At 63.5% G+C, this 18147-nt stretch carries 16 protein-coding genes and 1 tRNA gene; 14 read left to right on the plus strand and 3 right to left on the minus strand.

All coding sequences use genetic code 11. The features are described 5' to 3' along the window. The first annotated feature begins 59 nt into the window (after positions 1-59). The 9 genes from ABD833_RS17125 (at position 60) to ABD833_RS17160 (ending at position 10302) form a co-directional block, all read left to right on the plus strand. Positions 60-1472: a dicarboxylate/amino acid:cation symporter gene (locus tag ABD833_RS17125; protein ID WP_345074648.1), complete on the plus strand. Its 1413-nt coding sequence runs from the start codon at positions 60-62 to the stop codon at positions 1470-1472. A gap of 197 nt (positions 1473-1669) precedes the next feature. Beyond that, positions 1670-2317, plus strand: coding sequence for a hypothetical protein (locus ABD833_RS17130; protein ID WP_345074650.1), 648 nt, complete (start codon positions 1670-1672; stop codon positions 2315-2317). 209 nt (positions 2318-2526) lie between these two features. Further along, positions 2527-2652 (plus strand): hypothetical protein, encoded by a 126-nt coding sequence (locus tag ABD833_RS17135; protein ID WP_345074651.1) that lies wholly within the window; start codon positions 2527-2529, stop codon positions 2650-2652. A 12-nt stretch (positions 2653-2664) separates the two neighbouring features. Further along, positions 2665-3198 (plus strand): hypothetical protein, encoded by a 534-nt coding sequence (locus ABD833_RS17140; RefSeq protein ID WP_345074653.1) that lies wholly within the window; start codon positions 2665-2667, stop codon positions 3196-3198. 26 nt (positions 3199-3224) lie between these two features. After that, a complete protein-coding gene (locus ABD833_RS19410) occupies positions 3225-3404 on the plus strand; it encodes a T9SS type A sorting domain-containing protein (RefSeq protein WP_425553711.1) in 180 nt (59 codons plus the stop codon). A gap of 202 nt (positions 3405-3606) precedes the next feature. Next, the gene (locus tag ABD833_RS17145) at positions 3607-4122 is read left to right on the plus strand and encodes a hypothetical protein (RefSeq protein WP_345074654.1); all 516 of its coding nucleotides are present in this window, start codon (positions 3607-3609) and stop codon (positions 4120-4122) included. 109 nt (positions 4123-4231) lie between these two features. Continuing rightward, positions 4232-6562: a GAF domain-containing protein gene (locus ABD833_RS17150; RefSeq protein ID WP_345074655.1), complete on the plus strand. Its 2331-nt coding sequence runs from the start codon at positions 4232-4234 to the stop codon at positions 6560-6562. Positions 6563-6783: 221 nt separating this feature from the next. Further along, on the plus strand, positions 6784-8262 hold the full coding sequence (locus ABD833_RS17155) for an alkaline phosphatase PhoX (RefSeq protein WP_345074657.1): 1479 nt from the start codon (positions 6784-6786) through the stop codon (positions 8260-8262). A gap of 138 nt (positions 8263-8400) precedes the next feature. Next, positions 8401-10302: a cytochrome-c peroxidase gene (locus tag ABD833_RS17160; protein WP_345074659.1), complete on the plus strand. Its 1902-nt coding sequence runs from the start codon at positions 8401-8403 to the stop codon at positions 10300-10302. Between the two features lie 48 nt (positions 10303-10350). Here the strand turns inward: ABD833_RS17160 and ABD833_RS17165 are convergent, their stop codons facing one another. The 3 genes from ABD833_RS17165 to ABD833_RS17175 form a co-directional block, all read right to left on the minus strand. Then, a complete protein-coding gene (locus ABD833_RS17165; protein ID WP_345074661.1) occupies positions 10351-11046 on the minus strand; it encodes a phosphatase PAP2 family protein in 696 nt (231 codons plus the stop codon). Between the two features lie 125 nt (positions 11047-11171). Then, positions 11172-11256, minus strand: a tRNA-Leu gene (locus ABD833_RS17170). Positions 11257-11366: 110 nt separating this feature from the next. Continuing rightward, positions 11367-12098, minus strand: coding sequence for a phosphatase PAP2 family protein (locus tag ABD833_RS17175; RefSeq protein WP_345074663.1), 732 nt, complete (start codon positions 12096-12098; stop codon positions 11367-11369). Between the two features lie 193 nt (positions 12099-12291). Between ABD833_RS17175 and ABD833_RS17180 the strand changes: the two genes are divergently transcribed. From ABD833_RS17180 to ABD833_RS17200, 5 genes are all read left to right on the plus strand, one after another. Continuing rightward, complete coding sequence (locus tag ABD833_RS17180; RefSeq protein ID WP_345074665.1) at positions 12292-12930, plus strand: class I SAM-dependent methyltransferase; 639 nt, start codon at positions 12292-12294, stop codon at positions 12928-12930. Positions 12931-13121: 191 nt separating this feature from the next. After that, on the plus strand, positions 13122-15002 hold the full coding sequence (locus tag ABD833_RS17185) for a M61 family metallopeptidase (RefSeq protein ID WP_345074667.1): 1881 nt from the start codon (positions 13122-13124) through the stop codon (positions 15000-15002). Between the two features lie 55 nt (positions 15003-15057). Then, the gene (locus ABD833_RS17190) at positions 15058-16287 is read left to right on the plus strand and encodes an MFS transporter (RefSeq protein ID WP_345074668.1); all 1230 of its coding nucleotides are present in this window, start codon (positions 15058-15060) and stop codon (positions 16285-16287) included. An 87-nt stretch (positions 16288-16374) separates the two neighbouring features. Further along, positions 16375-16965, plus strand: coding sequence for a hypothetical protein (locus tag ABD833_RS17195; RefSeq protein WP_345074669.1), 591 nt, complete (start codon positions 16375-16377; stop codon positions 16963-16965). Positions 16966-17079: 114 nt separating this feature from the next. Further along, entirely contained in the window at positions 17080-18093 is a 1014-nt protein-coding gene (locus ABD833_RS17200) for an MBL fold metallo-hydrolase (protein ID WP_345074671.1), read from the plus strand. Positions 18094-18147: the final 54 nt, after the last annotated feature.

Here is an 18147-nt window from a genome sequence, read left to right on the forward strand (position 1 = left end):
AAACCCAAAAACCTATCTTTGCTGACTTTCCCCGGCTTTTCTGTTCTGATTTTCCCTGCATGAAGATTTCCCGCCTCGTTTCGCTTCTCCTGATTTTGCTGCTGACGGCCCTGGTGCTGACGGTTTTAGCCGGCTATGATGTGGTGGCGCTGCCAGCCGCTTTGCCGATGACCGCCCGTTGGCTTTTCCTGGTGGCATTAGCCGTGTATGCCTCCCAGCGCCGCTCGCTCACGTTCTGGATTGTCGTCAGCATGTTCGTCGGGGCCGAATTCGGCCATGACTTTCCCGCGATGGCGCAGAATATGAAAGTGCTCAGTGACGTGTTCCTGCGGCTGGTCAAAACCATTATCGCGCCGCTGGTCTTTGCCACGCTCGTAGTGGGCATCGCGGGCCACGCCGATCTGAAGCAGGTAGGCAAAATGGGCCTGAAGGCGCTGGTGTACTTTGAAGTCGTGACCACCTTCGCCCTGTTTATCGGGCTGGCGGCCATCAACCTGAGCAAAGCCGGCGTGGGCGTGAGCCAGGTCGGCATGGAGGCGGAAAAGCTGGAGCCCGTGAAGCAGACGACTGCCGACATCATTCTGCACATCTTCCCCGAAAACATTGCCAAATCGGTGGCCGAGGGCCAGGTCTTGCAGGTCGTAGTTTTCGCTATCATCTTCGCCATCGGCCTGGCCATGGTTCACGGCCGGCACCGCCGCCCGATGCTGGAATTTGCCGAAAGCCTGTCGGAAGTGATGTTCAAGTTCACCAACGTAGTAATGTTCTTCGCCCCTATCGGGGTGGGGGGAGCCATGGCCTACACGGTGGGCAAGATGGGCTTCGCGCCCCTGCAAAACGCTTTTTACCTGCTGCTGACGCTCTACGCGGCCCTGATTGCCTTCATCCTGCTGGTGCTGCTGCCCATTGCCCTGATTGCGCGCATTCCGGTGAAGCGCTTCGTGCAGGCTATCGCGGAGCCCGTCAGTATCGCCTTCGCCACTACCAGCTCCGAGGCGGCGCTGCCCCGGGCCATGGAGGCTATGGAAGGCCTGGGCGTACCGCGCCGGATCGTGGCCTTCGTGATGCCAACCGGCTACTCGTTCAACCTCGATGGCACCACGCTCTACCTTTCCCTGGCCGCCGTGTTCGTCGCTCAGGCGGCCGGCATCGACCTCTCGTTTGGCCAGCAGCTGGTGATGGTATTTACCCTGATGCTGACCAGCAAAGGCGTAGCCGGGGTGCCCCGGGCCTCGCTGGTAATTTTGCTGGCCACGGTGGCTTCCTTCAACCTGCCCGCGTGGCCGGTGTTCATCATTCTGGGTATCGACGCCATTATGGATATGGCCCGCACGGCCGTGAACGTAACCGGCAACTGCCTGGCGACGGCCGTTATTGCCCGTTGGGAAGGCGAGTTCGTGGACAATTATGTAGCTCCGTCCCTTACGGATCTGGCCGAAAGCGATAGTACGGTGGCTCAGCACAGCCATTAGCCGGCTCGGTAGACTCCGCGCTGATAAGCTGAATGATGCCTGAAGAGACGCCCGAGGGCGTCTCTTCTTCGTTGTGGCCGGTGCCCGAATCCGCCTGATCTTCAACCAGCCTTATCATCTGGCAAAGATCATATACAACTTAAAAGATATATGATATTTTTAATGATTATTTTCATACTTTTAACTACTTCCTCTATGTGCTGACTTCTTTCGACTTTCTTATGAAAGCCCTGCCGTTGCTCCTGTATGTTCTTCTGGCCCTGGCTGCTACCAGCTGCAAATCGGCCGAAAAAGCTATTTTCCGGCTTTCCGGTACGCCTATTTCGTCCCGCTTGCCGCCCCTGGAGGTTTCGACGGATATTGGCCCCTGGGCTCATAGTGAAGGAGCCTTGCCGGAAGACGCGCGGCTGGTATTCCAGCGGGAGCTGCAGCAGAACATTACCGCTATAGCCGACAGTGCCCAGTTTGGCTACGCCAAGCTTACTATTACCAGCGCCAACCTGAAGCGGACGGGCAAGGGTTTCCAGATAATCCAGCTGGCCACCCTGCTGCTGCCCACGCTGCTGGGGCTCCCCATGGAGTATTACTGCGGGCAGCTCGAAGCCGAGGTGCAGATCCTGAACGCCAAGGGAGAAGTTATCGGTACTTACCAGGGCACGGGCGCGTCGCGGGTGCGGGTGGCCATGTACCACGGCTACGACCAGACCAGCGCCCCCCGTATGGCCGACGTGGCCGCCCTGAAGGAAGCGTTGAGTCAGATCCGCCCCCAGCTGGAACACGACGCGAGCCGCCTGCGCGACCAGCTGCTGACGGCCGGACCCATGGCCGCTTCGCTGGAGCAGTAGCGGCCGGCACGCTCACGTTGAGGAGGTGAAAATCGTGGACGCCAGGGACCCGTTCCGGTAGCTGGCATTCCGGTCCGCTTGTAGAGCAAAACGACTCTGGAGTTATCCAGCGTCGTTTTTTATTTGGCCGATAAGTAAACGTCGGAGCCGGTCGCGCAGCTGGTCACCGCAACAAGCGCCTCTGCTTCCTGATCCTTCGGCTTCCGGCTATGATAACAACGCTGCTCAAAACCCTGGCCCTGGTGTTGCTGGCGCTGCTGGTCCGCTTTACCACCATCGCCGCCCAAAATCAGACCCCGGCCGCCCAGCCGCGGCACCAGGAAATCCGGGCGTAGTACCAGGCCAACGTGCTGCCCGCAGTGCGGCAGCAGTGCCAGCTGCTGGAAACCCGGCTTTCGCCCGCCGGCAAAACCCAGCTGGCTACCTACCGCGCCCAGCTGCGCGACGTGCGCCAGCGCGGCCAGGCCTTCCGCCGGAGCCTGCCATCCGCCGGCCAGCCGGCTGGTACCCGCCCGCCCCTCGCCGAGGCCCAGCGCCAGCAGATGCAGCAGCTGCGCCCGGAAAGCCGCGGCATTATGCTCAGCGCAGCCCGGATGGCGCAGAAGTACGAGGTCCGGATTACGAGTCGGGCTCAGGCACTCCAGCCCCGGAAAGAGCAATGGACGGCCGATATTCAGGCCATCATCGCCCGGAACACCACTCCGGAGCAGCGCAGCCGCCTGGCCCGGCGGCATCAGGGAGGCCTGGGCCGCTTCAGCCGGCCTACCCGCTTTCTGCTGCCGGAGCCGCAGGTGCCGGGTCCAGCCCCGCTAGCTTCGGGCAGCCCGGTATACCCTAATCCGGCCGTCACCACGAACCAGCTCCGGTACGAGGTGAGCTAAGCGGGGCCTACTTAACGATAGAAATCCTGGATGGGCGCGGCACCAGCGGGCGGACCGTGGTGCAGAACGAGCAGCAGGAAAAAGGCATGTACCCCAGTTCCGCCAGCGTCGGCGACTTATCCAGCGGGGCCTACTTCTACAAAATCACGACTCGCCCGGGGGTGGAAACCAAACGGTTCGTGAAGAGAGTTGTTCCCAAATACTAAAAAGGAGGCGTCATGCTTCGACTTTGCGGACGCCAGATGAAGCATGACGTTCTGTTTTTTTGGATGTTTGAGTATTTGGGAACAGGTCTAAGCACTAAACCCCGCCGTTTCTTCGTCCGAAGCCAGTCCGGCAGGGGCCGGCTTTTTGTTTTGGGCTAAGCCCGCGGTTTCCCCATACGCCGGCGCCTATCTTTACGCTCCTATGATTCGCACTTTCCTTACCTGGCTGCTGCTGGCGGGCGTTGCCGCCACCCTGGCCGCCTGTTGCGGCAGCGTATCCTGCGACTGTCAGGACGGTAGCGCCGACGCCGTTACCTTGCGCTTCGACCTGGATTCGGCGCAGGGCGGCACCGGCTTCACCTCGGCCGCGCTGGACTCCATCTACCTCCGCCGCGTGCCGCTCAACACCACCCAGCAGCTCAAAACCGATTCGGTGCTGCTGGTCCGGCCCCGGTCCACTCCGGGACTACCCCTTGTGATTAACCGCAACCGCCCTTTTCCCCCCAATGGCACCCGCAAGCTCAGCGAGTACCGCTACGTGATTCGGCTGGCGGGGCAGGGTACGCAGTATTCCATCGACCAGATCCAGCTGGCGGGCAACTTCCGAGCCGACGGCTGCTGCACCTGCTACCGCAACACGAAGAAAATAGTGCACTTCCGCAACCGCCTCTACGATCAGACCGTGCCGGGGCAGAATGATGTGGTCATCAGCCGGTAGCTTCCCGGATGGAAAACAACAGCCAAGGGCGGCAATGCTTCGTATAGCGACCGGCAGCGCGCCTGGTTGTCCCACCTGATTAGCCAGTGCCCTTGTTGTATCTGCATCTATGTTAAAAGAACCCGCTACCCGCCCCATCTCGGTGGATTTTCCGTTTAAGACCACCCTCAGCCTCGAGCCGATTATTGCCTACTGGCAGTCGCGGGAAAACGACCCCAACCCCGGGCTGGCTTCCCTGGCCCGCTCCATTGGCGAGCAGGTAGCCGATGCGCCCTGGAGCCGGGGCCCCATTGCCGACGTGCGCGTGCTCGACTGTAGCGGCGACCTGGTGGAAACGCTCATGATGGCGGTGTTTCCGCCGGCCTCGTTCTCCTTCGACATCAGCGGGGCCGTAGCCCCGTTTCAGCGGCTGAGCTTTTACCAGACGCCCCGCTTTGCCGAAGTGCTGCTGACCAGCACCAAAGCCGTGAAGCAGCCGCTGAATTTCGACGCCTACACCATGGACGTGTACATGACGCGCATGGTGTACCAGCTGATTCTGGGCAAGATCTACGGCGTGCACCTCCCCCTGCAGGATACCATCATCTTCACCATTCCGGATTATAACATCGGCTCTTACCGGCACTATGGCGTGGGCTATAACTCAGCCTTCGTGGATGTCCGGGTGGTGGGCGAAAAGCCCAGCCTGACGGCCGAGCAAATCGAGCACCTGAGCCACAACCTGCACCGCACCGACCTGTGGCGGGAGCTGCTGCCGCCCGGGCAGTTTGAGCTCGAAGGCTTCAATATTCTCCACCTCGTGGACGTGACGGAGCAGGAAATCCTCTCGGAGCTGAAGTATGATCTGCTGGAGCGCGACGTGCTGCAGGCTTCCGACCGCCTGGAGCAGATTCAGGAAAAGCTGCGCGTGCTCTTCGGGCGGCCATTCCTGCAGCTCGGTATTGCGGCCTACGACGAGAAGAAAAAAGCCTTCGTCGACTTTGGCCGCAAAATCAACCACAGCTTCCTCACCAAGCAGCTCAACAACCAGGACGCCGGCTCCGGCTTCCGCCGCATCTACAACCAGCTGCTCCAGGACCGCCAGCCGCTGGTCATCAGCGACGTGGAAAAGGCCGACCTGCCCGAGGACCTGCGCCAGCAGATTCTGAGCCTGGGCATCCGCAGCACCATTCTGGCCCTGCTGCCCTACGGCGACGACACGGTGGGCCTGCTGGAGCTGGGCTCGCCCAACGTAGGCGACCTGGACGAGTTCAGCATTGTGAAGGTGAATGACTTCGTGCCCCTGTTCGCGGTGGCCGTCAAGCGCAACTCCGAGGAAATCCAGACCCGCATTCAGGCCATCATCAAGGAGAAGTTCACCGCCATTCATCCCACCATGGAGTGGCGCTTTACGGATGCGGCCCGCAACCTGCTGGATAAGGTGGAGGACGGCAACAAGAACGCCGAGATGGAGGCCATCGTCTTCCACGAGGTGTACCCGCTGCACGGTGCCAGCGACATTCGCGGCAGCAGCATGGCCCGCAACGAAGCTATTCAGGGCGACCTGATTGAGCATCTTACCCTGGCTAACAAGGTGCTGAAGAAGGCGTCGGAGTTCCAGGAGCTGCCCATTCTGGACGAGCTGAAGTTCTACGTCAACAAAAACCTCAAGCGCCTGCGCCAGGGTATTCTAACCGGCGACGAAGTGAGCATCTTCGAGTCGCTGCGCACCGAGGTGGAGCCGTTGTTTGAGTATCTGGGCAACAACACCCCGGATCTGCGGCCGGTTATTGCCCGGTACTGGTCCAACATCGACCCTGAGCTGGGCATTGTGTACAAGCGGCGCAAGGCCTTCGAGGAAAGCGTGATGCTGCTCAACGACACGGTGAGCGACTACCTCGACGAGGAGGAGGAAAAGGCCCAGCAGATGTTCCCGCACTACTTCCAGCGCTTCAAAACCGACGGCGTGGAGCACAACATCTACGTGGGCGCCTCGCTGGTGGAAAATAAGCCGTTCGACCTGGTGTTTCTCAAGAACCTGCGGCTGTGGCAGCTGCTGGTGACGGTGGAAATAGCCCGCCGCACCGCCGCGCTGCAAAGCCGGCTGGCCGTGCCCCTCGAAACCACCCAGCTCATCCTGATTCATGGCCAGCCGCTGAGCATCCGCTTCCGCCAGGACGAGCGCCAGTTCGACGTGGACGGGGCCTACAACATCCGCTACGAAATCATCAAGAAGCGCATCGACAAGGCCACGGTGCTGGGCACCGGCGAGCGGCTCACCCAGCCCGGCTACATTGCCCTGGTGTACGCCCAGGTGCGGGAAGCGGCCGAGTACATGGAATACATCGACTACCTCCAGGACCGCGAGCTGCTCGAGCCCGAGGTGGAAGAGCTGGAGCTGGAAGAGCTGCAGGGCGCCAAAGGCCTGCTGGCCCTGCGGGTGAAGGTTAAGATTAATTAAGAATTGAGAATTAAGAATGGGCCGTTCAACCCGCTCGTCAGGAGTAGTTGAACAGCCCATTCTTAATTCTTAATTAATCCTGACCTCCCCCGGTCAGGTTTGGTTATGCTTTTCCTTAATAACGTTAAAGTTTGGTAACCGGGGCTTGACATTAAGGTAATAGCGGCACAGGATCTTTGGGGCACCATTTCACCCCTTTGTTCTCCCTTTCGGTGCCCGCTATGAAGACCGCTACCCGCCTGCTTTTCGCTCTGACTACCCTGGGCCTGCTCCCGGCCCTGGCCGCCTGCAGCGACAACGACAATGACTCCACCCCGGACGAGGCGTTTGAGCTGAAAGCCCAGTCCGTGACGCCTTCGCTGGTGAAGACCATGCCGGGCTTCGAGAGCCTGCAAGTGCTGCCGCTCATCTCCTCCGACGACAAGCTGGCCGAGTCGCCCGGTTTCGTGTTCGGGCCCCAGCCCGATGGCGCCGCCCTGCTGCGCAACCCCGCCGGCGCGGGCTTCGTGCTCATCAACAACCACGAGATTTCGCAGTCCGTGTCGCGGGTGTACCTCGATAAGAATTTCAAGCCCGTGAAGGGCGAGTACCTCGTGGACTACAACGGCGGCACCACCCGCCTGTGCTCGGCCACGCTGGCCACCCCCGAAGAGCACGGCTTCCCCATTGCCACCTTCCTGACGGCCGGTGAAAGCGGCGCGGAGAGCATGGTACACGCCATCGACCCACTCGGCGCCGCCGATAAGGCGAATACCAGCCGCCGCAAGCCCGCCCTGGGCAAAGCCAGCATGGAAAACGCCGTGCCCCTGCACAAGCAGGCTTACCCGGGCAAAACCGTCATCGTTATCGGCGAAGACGACACCAACGGGCAGGTACTGCTCTACGTGAGCGACGCCCCCGGCGACCTCGACAATGGCAAGCTCTACATGCTGAAGCGCACCAACGACGACCCGGTGGAAACCAACATGACCACGGGCACCAGCTACGACGTGCAGTGGGTGGAAGTGACGGGGGCCAAAACCATGACCGGGGCTCAGATTGCCGCCTTTTCTACTTCCAACAGCGCGCTGCAGCTGGCCCGGGTAGAAGACCTGGACTACCGCAAGGGCAGCGCGGCCAACAACCGCGAGATTTACTTTACCGCTACGGGCGTCAGCCAGGCCGATAAGGTGACGCCCGTGGCGGGCAAAACGATGTGGGGCCGCGTCTACAAGCTCAACCTCAACGCGGCTAACCCCGTGGGCCCGGCTAAGCTGGAAGTAGTGGTGGACGGCGGCGTGGACCCGGGCAAATACCTGGTGAACCCGGACAACATCTGCGTGACCGACAACTACGTGTACATCCAGGAGGACGGCGACTCGTTCTACCTGGCTACCGACCACGACGGCCGCATCTGGCAGTGGGGCATCAACACTCCGGGCCAGCGGGCCAGGCCCATGCTCGAAATGGACCACCGCCGCGGCGACGCCACGTTCAACGCCAAGTACAACCCCACCAATTTCCCCAAGCTGAGCTCCTGGGAATACGGCGCCATGTACGACATCAGCGACTTGGTAAACACGCCCAACACGTTCCTGGTCAACATTCACCCTCACACCTGGCAGGACGCCAGGTTCAGGAATGCCGACGGCTCGGGAGCCGCGGCCAACACCAACAGTGAAGGCGGTCAGGTCGTCATCGTGCGCGGCGTCGCTAAATAGCCTATTGTCTATCCTTTATTCTATTCACGTTGCCAAACCACCTTCTGCCGGGCAGGAGGTGGTTTTGTGTTCGGACCGTTCCGGGGGCGGGTCCCGACCCGAAAACGGCACGGCCCCAGCGGCACTTCTGCTTCGCTCATGAACCTTCGTCAAAGTAATTCTCTGATCCTGAGCCTGGTGCTGTTGATCAGCTGTGGCTCGCCAACCGCTAAACCGGCTCCCTCCCCTCCGGCGCTCACGGGCCAGACCACTGAGCAGGCCGGCTCGCGGCCGGCGCGGGTGAAGCAGGACGTAGCCCGCGGCCTAACCCACCTGCTGGCCCTCATCGACGGCGAGCTGCTGCCGCTCTGCCAGCGGCCCGACGCCCGGCCCCTGCCCTTGGATTCGCTGCGGCGGGCGTTTCGGCGCTGCCGACTGGCCTACAAGCGGGTCGAGCCGTTTGCCGAATACTTCCTGCCCGCCACGAGCCGGCTGGTAAATGGAGCCCCGGTGCCGGAAGTGGAGGTTGAGGAAACCAAGATGTTTGAGGCGGCGGGTTTGCAGGTGCTGGAGCCCCTGCTCTACCCCGGGCCGGCGTCCGGAACTCGGGATATGACCGGCCGCCGCGAGCTGGTGCGCCAGGCCGTACGGCTGCGCCGGCAGGTGCGCACCCTGCAGCTACTGTGGCAGGAGCAGGAATTCACCGAGGCCCACGTCTTCGATGCTTTGCGCCAGCAGGTATTCCGGGTGGTGGCGCTGGGCATCACCGGGTTCGACACGCCCCTGAGTCCCGCCGCCACGTTCCCCGAAGCCGCGGCGGCCCTGGCGGCCCTGCAGGCCCCGTTGCGTCTCTACGCCCGGGACAATACCGGCCCGGCTGCCCATCTGCTCACGCGGCTACAAACCGCCCGGGCCGCGCTGGGGCCACCCGCCGGTTTCGCCTCCTTCGACCGGCTGGCTTTCGTGCGCCGCCACACCAATCCGCTCGGGCGCGCCCTGCTGGCCCTGCAGCGGCAGCTGGGCATCAGCCCGTTTGCCGGCGAGCTGCGCGCTTTCCGGCCCGAGGCGGCCACGCTCTTCGATGCCGATGGCTTCAACCCCGACTTTTACACCGGCAACCGGCAGTGGTTTACCAACCCGGCCAAGGTGGCCCTGGGCCGGCAGCTTTTCCGCGACCCGGTGCTGAGCGGCGGCGGCGGCCGCTCCTGCGCTTCCTGCCACCAGCCCGGGCGGGCCTTCACCGACGGGCAGGCCCTGAGCGCGACGCTCAGCGGCGGCAGGCTGCGGCGCAACACGCCCACCATCCTCAACGCCGGCCTGCAGGCCGGCCAGTTCTACGATTTACGCTCGCCCAGCCTCGAAAACCAGGCCGGCGACGTTATCGGCAACCTCGACGAGATGCACGGCTCGCTCGACGCGGCGGCGGGGCAGCTGGCCGCGCAGGCCCGGTACGTAGCGCAGTTTCGGCGGGCATTTCCCGAAGCCGGGTCCGCCCCGGGGCCGCTGGTGAGCCCGGTGCGCATTCAGAACGCGCTGGCCGCGTATGAGCGCAGCCTGCTCCGGCTCAATTCTCCTTTCGACCGCTACGTGCGCGCCGAGGCTGGCGCGCAGCTCAGCCCGGCCGCTATCCGGGGCTTCAACCTCTACGCCGGCCGGGCCCGCTGCGCCACCTGCCATTTCCTGCCGCTCACCAACGGCACCGTGCCCCCCACCTTTCAGGACTCGGAGGCCGAGGTGCTGGGCGTACCCACGCGGCCCGGCTCCCGCCGCCTCGACCCCGACCCGGGCCGCTACGCCCTGACGAAGCTGGACCCACTGCGCCACGCCTTCAAAACCCCGACCCTGCGCAACGTGGCTCTCACCGCGCCCTACATGCACAACGGCCAGTACCGGACGCTGGAAGAAGTGCTCGATTTCTACAACCAGGGCGGCGGGCTGGGCCTGGGGCTGGACGTGGACAATCAGACTCTGCCGCCCGATAAGCTGGGGCTGACTAAGACGGATATGGCCGATCTGAAAGCCTTTCTGCTGACGCTGACCGACACCACAGGACGCCAGTAGGGCCGCTTCCGGGCGCGCAGCACGGCTCAGCATACGCGGGCAGCAGGCTTAGCGGGCCTGCCGCTTTTCCTGACCGGCCACTACCTGAGCTTCCCGCCACCAAAGCCGCAGGGCGGTGCGCAGCAGAATCAGCCAGCCCAGCCCGGCGGCGAAACCGGCCAGCACGTCGGTGGCGTAGTGTACGTGCAGGTACACCCGCGTCAGGCCGATGAGGACGGCCCACAGCAGCAGCAGCACCGCCCAAACCGGGTGGCGGCCGTGGCGCCAGAGCAGCCAGGCCAGACACCCGTAGAGCGCCATCCCGATCATGGCGTGGCCGCTGGGAAAGCTCAGGCCCAGCTGCTGCACCAGCGCCGTATCGGGCCGCATGCGGTGAAAGTGGGTCTTCAGCCCCTGGTTGAGCAGCGACGCCCCCACTACCGCCAGGAATATTTCGAGCGCCTCCCGGCGGCGCTGGAGCCAGACCAGGCCGGCGGGCAGCACGATGGTAATACCGACCAGAAAGGGCGCGGAAGCGAAGAACGTGACGACGTACGCCCAATCAGTCAGGCCCGGGGCCGCCTGACGCCGGGCATCCAGAAGCTGAAAGGCCCAGGTATCCAGGGCTACGGAATGCACCCCGAACACCACCCGGATCAGGTAGAAGAAAGCGGCGAAAGACGCGCCGAACAACAGCAGAATTACGGCTACTTCAACCGTCAGAAAGCTCAAACGACTCAGCAGGCGGGAGAGGAACGGTTTCATACGACGGCTTGTAACCTGAAAAACTCAGCTCCCGCAACTTCGTTGGCCCAGCCTCCGGTCATTCCGGCAAAGTGGAACGGTACTTCCGGAAAACAAAAAAGCCGGTCCAAATGGACCGGCTCTGATGGTGCGCTCGGGGAGACTCGAACTCCCACACCTTGCGGAACTGCCGCCTGAAGACAGCGCGTCTACCAATTTCGCCACAAGCGCAACTCTGGTTCAAACCGCGATCCGCTCAGTTAGCGGGGCGTTTTGATGATGCAAAGATACGGGCAGCATTCACTTTTCGGTAACGTTGCGCCGAAAAAACCCAGAAAAAACTATTCCTGGCCCTGTTCAGGCTGTTTTTCAGTTAATTGCGAATTGTCTTTGGTTCGGTTTTTCACCGCTTGCTCTATTCGCTGCAGCACCGGAATGGCTACCACCAGCCACACCAGTCCCGCCGCGAAGCCCGCCAGCACGTCGGAAGCGTAGTGCACGCGCAAATATACCCGCGTCAGGCCAATGAGCAGAATCAGCCCCACCAGCCCAATGGTCAGCAGCCAGCGCAGGGTTTGATGGCGGCGCAAATGGGTCTGGACCAGATAGATGAGCAGGCCGTAGAACGAGGCACTGATCATGGCGTGGCCACTGGGGAAGCTCAGCCCCGAAGCCGACACCAGCGGCAGCAGCGGCCGGGCCCGGTTGAAGGTGCTTTTCAGCAGCAGATTCAGCGTGATGCTGCCCAGGGCCACCACCGGCACCAGCAGCGTGTACCAGCGGTGGCGGCGCAGCACCAGAAAGTAGCCGATCAGGGCCAGGGCCAGCCCCGTAATGCAGTTGCGCGAGGCCAGAAACGTGACGCCCTGCACCCAGCCGCTGGCGGCGGCCCCCAGCAGCTGGTGAGCCCAGCGGAAAGCCTGCTCGTCGAAGCGGGTAGCCGACTGGGCCAGCACCGCCCGCCCCAGGGCCAGAAAGCCGACCACGCCCACCAGCCCCACGGTCAGGGTAAACGCAAATTCGGCGGCAAACAGCAGAAAGCCGGCTAAAAGCCGCCGCAGATGAGTGGTCATGTTAACGGTATTTATCTCCTAACAATGAATTATGCCGGACGCCCCTGAGTTGTTAGACTACTTCCGAACCGGCCCGGGAATGGGTGGCAACACTCCTCCTACCCGGTGCTTTCCAACGACCCGCTTACCTTCAACGGCTCTGGCTGAGCTACCGGAAGGAAATGTTTTTGCTGCATCTCTAACGCGTTGAGTTATGTCTGAAGCTGGTTTCGACCGGGTAGCGGCATTTTACGACCCGCTTTCCCACTTCATATTCGGGCAGGAGCTGCAGCTCGCCCAACAGGCGACCCTGGAAGCGCTGCCCCTGGGCCACCCCTACGTGCTTATCATTGGGGGAGGTTCGGGCTGGGTGCTGCCCGAAGTGCTGAGCCGGCGGCCCAACGCCCGGGTGCTGTACGTGGAAGCGTCGCCGATGATGCTGGTAAAATCGCGCGAAACGCTGCTGCGCCTTGCTCCGAAGCACGCTACGCAGGTGGAATTCCGGCTGGGCACCGAAACGTCGCTACGCCCGCAGGAGTCGTTTGACGTTATCATCACGTTTTTCTTTCTCGACTTATTTGCCCTGGCGCGGCTGCGGGCCGTGTTGGACCGGCTGACGGCCGTACGCCGCCGCGGGGCACCGTGGCTGCTGGCCGATTTCCGCCCGCCCCAGACCCGGTGGCAGCAGGCACTGCTGGTGACGATGTACCGCTTTTTCCGCCTGACCACCGGTATCAGCGGCCGGCGGCTGCCCCCGATTCACGCTGAGCTGGCGCGAATGGGCCTGTTTCCCCGACAGCAGCAGCTTTTCTACCGGGGTCTGGTAGAGGCGACGGTGTTTGGGGAAGCCTGAGGCCCGGGCCCTGAAACTCCCGGCGCAGGAAGACGGCCCCGGCGGAACCGGGCGGGGTCTGCGCTGCCCGACGCCGGGCGGATGGTGGGCCGCCGCCGCCCGGGCGCTACGCCAAAAAACAATTGCCCCAACAGCAGGAACGGTGGGAAAGGCTCTATTTTTAAGCCTCACTTTCGCCCTCTCCTATTCCTATGCGGAAATCCGCTGCTCCTTTCCTGCTCGCCCTGGCCCTGCCGCTGGCAGCCCTGGCCCAGGCCCCCGTTCAATACTCCCTGGCATTTCCGAACGCCGTCCACCACGAAGCCCGCATTACCGTCGTGTTTGCCGAGGTGCCGGCCGCCGGACCGCTCCAGGTCCGGATGGCCCGCAGCTCGCCCGGGCGCTACGCCCTGCACGAGTTTGCCAAGAACGTGTACGACGTGCAGGCCACCGACTCGAAAGGCCAGCCGCTGACCGTCACCCGCCCCGACTCCTACGGCTGGGACGTGAGTGGCCACGACGGCACCGTGCGCTTCACCTACACCCTGTTCGGCGACCGGACCGACGGCACCTACGCCGGCATCGACCAGCGCCATGCCCACCTGAACATGCCGGCCACGCTGGCCTACGCCCGCGGGCTGGAGCAGCGCCCGGCCGAAGTGAAGTTTGAGCTGCCCACCGACTGGCAGGTAGCCACCCAGCTGCGCCCCGACGCCAACGGCACCTACTACGCTCCCCACCTGCAATACCTGATGGACAGCCCCACTTCCCTGGGGGCTCAGCAGCGGCGCACCTGGCAGACCCTGGGTCGCACCATCGAAATGAGCGTGCTGCATGAGGGCACCGCCGCCGAGCTGGATGCCTACGTGGAGCAGAGCAAGAAAGTGGTGCAGGAAGCCGCCGCCATCTTCGGGGGCCTGCCCGAGTACGATTTCGGACGCTACACCTTCGTGGCCAACTACCTGCCCCAGACCAGCAGCGACGGCATGGAACACCGCAACTCCACGTCGCTCACCAGCAACCGCCCGTTGCGCGGCGCGGGTGCCCTGGATAACCTGGGCACCGTGGCCCACGAGTTTTTCCACTCCTGGAACGTGGAACGTATCCGCCCCCGCGACCTGGAGCCGTTCGACTTTGAGCGGGCCAATATGAGCAACTCGCTCTGGTTTGCCGAGGGCTTCACCCAGTACTACGGCGAGCTGCTCCTGCGCCGGGCCGGCATCTATACTGATGAGCAATACTGCCAGGAAGCCCTCAATGGCCTGGTGGGTGCTATGCTGAACTCGCCGGGGGCCGCCCGCTTTTCGCCGGTGCAGATGAGCCAGCAGGCGCCCTTCGTGGATGCCGCCGCCGCCATCGACCCCAACAACCGCGGCAATACCTACCTCTCCTACTACTACATCGGCGGGGCCAATGCCCTGGCCCTGGATCTGGAGCTGCGCCAAAACCACAAAACTACCCTCGACGCCTACATGCGCGCCGTCTGGCAGCAGCACGGCCAGACCCAGCGCACCTATGCGCCCGCCAACCCCTACACCCTGACCGATTTACAGCGCATCCTGGGTGAGGTAAGCAAGGATACCGCTTTCGCGGGCCGCTTCTTCCGCCAGCACCTGCTGGGCCACGAGCTGCCGAAGTTCGACCAGCTGCTGGCTCCGGCCGGCCTGCTGGTGCGCCGCGCCAAAGCCGGCCAGGCCAGCCTCGTCGCCCGCCTGAGCTTCAACCCCGCCGACAGCACCGCCACCGTGGGCAGCACCTTAGTCGGCAGCCCGCTCTACCAGGCCGGCCTCGACCGGGAAGACGTGGTGCGCAAAATAGACGGCCAGCGCCTGACCAGTGCCAAAGCCCTGCCCGAGCTGCTGGCCGCCCACAAGCCCGGCGACGTGCTGACGGTGGAATACCGCACCCGCGGCGGCATCCGCACCGCTCCGGTCACGCTGGCCGAAGACCCGACGCTGGAAGTAGTGACCTACGAAACCGCCAGGCGCCCCGTGACCAGGGCCATGAAGAAATTCCGGGCCGAGTGGCTGAGCGGGAAGGCGAAGTCGTTTTACCCAAAGCCCCAACCGGAAGACAAGGACGTCAGTGGCTGACGTCCTTGTCTTTTGCCGATGAGCCCGTCGGCCCTGTAGCTTACCTTTGCCTTCTATGCCCAAGGACCGTCGCCTGCCGCTGATTTACGCCATCATCCTGCTCGACGTTATCGTGGGGGCCGCCATCGGGCCCAGCATGCCGGAGTTCGTGCGCGGGCTGCCCCAACCGCAGCTGTGGCTGTCGGTGGGAACGGGGCTGTTTCTGGGTGTGCAGCTGTTTTCGGCCCCGGTGCTGGGCCGGCTCTCCGACGGCTACGGGCGGCGGCCCATCCTGATTGTGGCGGCAGTGGGCACACTGCTGGCCAACATCCTGCTGCTGCCGGTACGGGCCGCTTACCTGTTTGCCAACCGCCTCAGCGACGGCCTCACCAACGGCATGTACGCCACGGTCCGCTCGGCCATCACCGATATTTCGCCCAGGGAGCAGCTGTTTAAAAACCTCGGCATCGAGGGGGCCATCATTTCCCTGGGATTCGTGCTGGGCCCCATGGCGGCGGGCGTGCTGCTCACGGTGCTGGCCGTGCCGCCGGGCCGGCAGGCGCAGTATATTGTGGGTATGGTCGTGGTGCTGGCGGCGGTGAACGTGGTGCTGAGCCTGCTGCTGCGCGAAACGCACGAGCAGCGCAACGGCGTACGCGGAGCCGAGCTGCGGGCTGAGCTGAGCCGGGCCCTCAACGTATTCACGCTCTGGACGCGCCTGGCGGCCAAAGACACGCCCCGCCGGGGGCTGCGCACCATCGTGCTGATGCAGGTGGCCCTCACCCTGAGCACGGGCTACTACTTCTACTTCGTGGCCTTCGCCAGCCTCGGCCCCCTGCACCTCGACGCCCGCCAGCTGGCCTACTACTTCATGTTTTTCGGCTCGCTCAGCATCGGCATCAACTACGTGTTCTACACCTACTTCGCCGACCGGATCAACCAGCAGCAGGCTATCTTCTGGCTGGCCCTGGTGGGCGCCCCGGTGCTGGCCGGCTACGGCTTCGTGGGTACCTCCGTGGTGCGGCTGGTCATCCTCACGGTGCTCGACTGCCTCACGCTGTCGCTGATTCAGGGCCTGCTGGAAGGCCTGCTGGCCCAGCGCACCACCGACGAGGACCGGGGCGAAATCTTCGGGCTGAACCAGGCGTTGCAGGGCCTGGCCAGCTTCGCCACTACGCTGGTTTTCGGCGGCCTCTCGGTGCTGGATCTGCGGCTGCCGTTTCTGTGGTTCGCGCTGTGCCTGGCGGCGGTGGCGTGGCAGGCGCGGCGCGGCCTGCGCACCAGCGTGCCCCCCGGAGCCGCCTGATTTCTTTCTTCATCGGCACCGGGCGGCTTGCTTCCGGGTTGCGTATCTTGGCAGACGAAACGCCCGCCTCCTTTTTTCCTTCTGGTTATGCTACGAGCTACGATTGGTCTGACTTTCCTGCTGGGTTTGCTGAGTGCCGCCGCTTCGGCCCAAACCACCGCGCTGCCCACTACTGCGCCACCAGTGGGCGCGGCTCCGGGGCCGGGCCTTGCCGCGCCGCGCGTGTCGTATAGCCTGAGTGCGGGCTTCGTTACGGCGGGCCGGTTTGGGTCGGCTTCCTACCTCACGCCGCTGGCCTCGTACCAGCTTACGCGCCGGTTTTCGGTGTTTGCGGGGCTCACGTACATGCACATCGTACCGGGCATTGGAATGCTCACGCCGGAGGCCGGCCGTACGCTGGGCACTACGGGCCTGAACCGCTACGTGGTGCAGGCGGGCGGGGCCTACGCCCTCTCGCCCCGGGTGGCGCTGGTCGGTTCGGCCTGGAAAGACCTTACCCCCGCCGGCTTTGGCGGGGCGGTTAGTCCCTACGCAGGCTTCGGCAACCAGGGCTCCGGCGTGAATATGCGGGCTGATTTCAAGGTTTCGGAACACATGACGCTGTCGGGCGGGGTGCGAGTTTCCAACGGCGCGGCCCCGGGCTACTCCCCGTTTTCCATCGGCCCGTTCGGGTATTAGGAATTAAGATTGAGAATGGCAGGACTAATTTCAATCCCGTTGCCGCTGGATCAGACCAGGCAGGGGTCCGCTTCGCCATTTTTAATTCTCAATTTTTAATTCTCAATTGCCTCCATGTCCTCCATCACCTTCGCCCGCAACGAACGGCTCCGTACTGTCAAGGCTGGCTATGCTGGCAACAAGCGGTTCGGCAGCCAGTTTGCCAACGGCGACGCGCTCTATAACCCCGATTTCAGCAACGTATTCCGCTGGAAATTTCTGACCAAAAACCCGCAGAAAGCCGAGAAAAAAGCCGATACCTGGGTGCCGGCGGTGGTAGACTGCACCGCGTTTCTGCGGAGCAAAGCCGACGGGCTGGTCTGGCTGGGCCATGCTTCCTTCGTGCTGCGGACGGGCGGCGTCACCCTGCTTTTCGACCCCATCCTGTTCGACTCACGGTTTCTGCGGCGCCGCCATCCCCTGCCCTGCCGCCCCGAGGAGCTCACCAACATCGACTACCTGCTGCTCAGCCACGGCCACCGCGACCATCTCGACGAGGCTTCCTTTGGGCTGCTGGCCCGCCAGAACCCGCAACTGCGCGTACTCACCGGCCTGGGCATGGCCCCGGTACTGCGCGGGATGGCCAGGGCGCCGGCAGTCCAGGAAGCCGGCTGGTGGCAGCAGTACGACCTGGGCCCCGGCGCGCCGCTGGAAATCTGCTACCTGCCCGCTGCACACTGGTACCGCCGGGGCCTCGCCGACACGAACAAAGCCCTCTGGGGCAGCTTCCTCATCCGGGCCCAGGACAAGCTGCTCTACTTCGCCGCCGACTCGTCCTACGCCGGCCATTTCGAGGAGATTGAGCGGCAGTTCGGCCCCATTGATATCTGCCTGATCGGCATCGGGGCCTACAAGCCGGCCTTTATGATGCAGCACAGCCACACCAACCCCCACGAAGCGGCCAAGGCCGCCAACGTGCTGCGCGCCGGCCACGTGGTGCCCATGCACCACGGCACCTTCGACCTGAGCGACGAGCCCGCCTCCGAGCCGCTGCGCACCTTCCGGGACGTGGCGACGGGCGGTATGCTGCGCGGCGAGCTGCACGCCCCCGCCGTGGGGGAGGTGCTGCCCTGGGCGGAGTGGGAGTAAGTTGGTTTTTGGTTATTCGTTTTTGGTTTTTGGTTACCCAACGACGGACTCCTG

The sequence above is a fragment of the Hymenobacter fastidiosus genome, from assembly GCF_039539565.1.
GTDB lineage: Bacteria > Bacteroidota > Bacteroidia > Cytophagales > Hymenobacteraceae > Hymenobacter > Hymenobacter fastidiosus.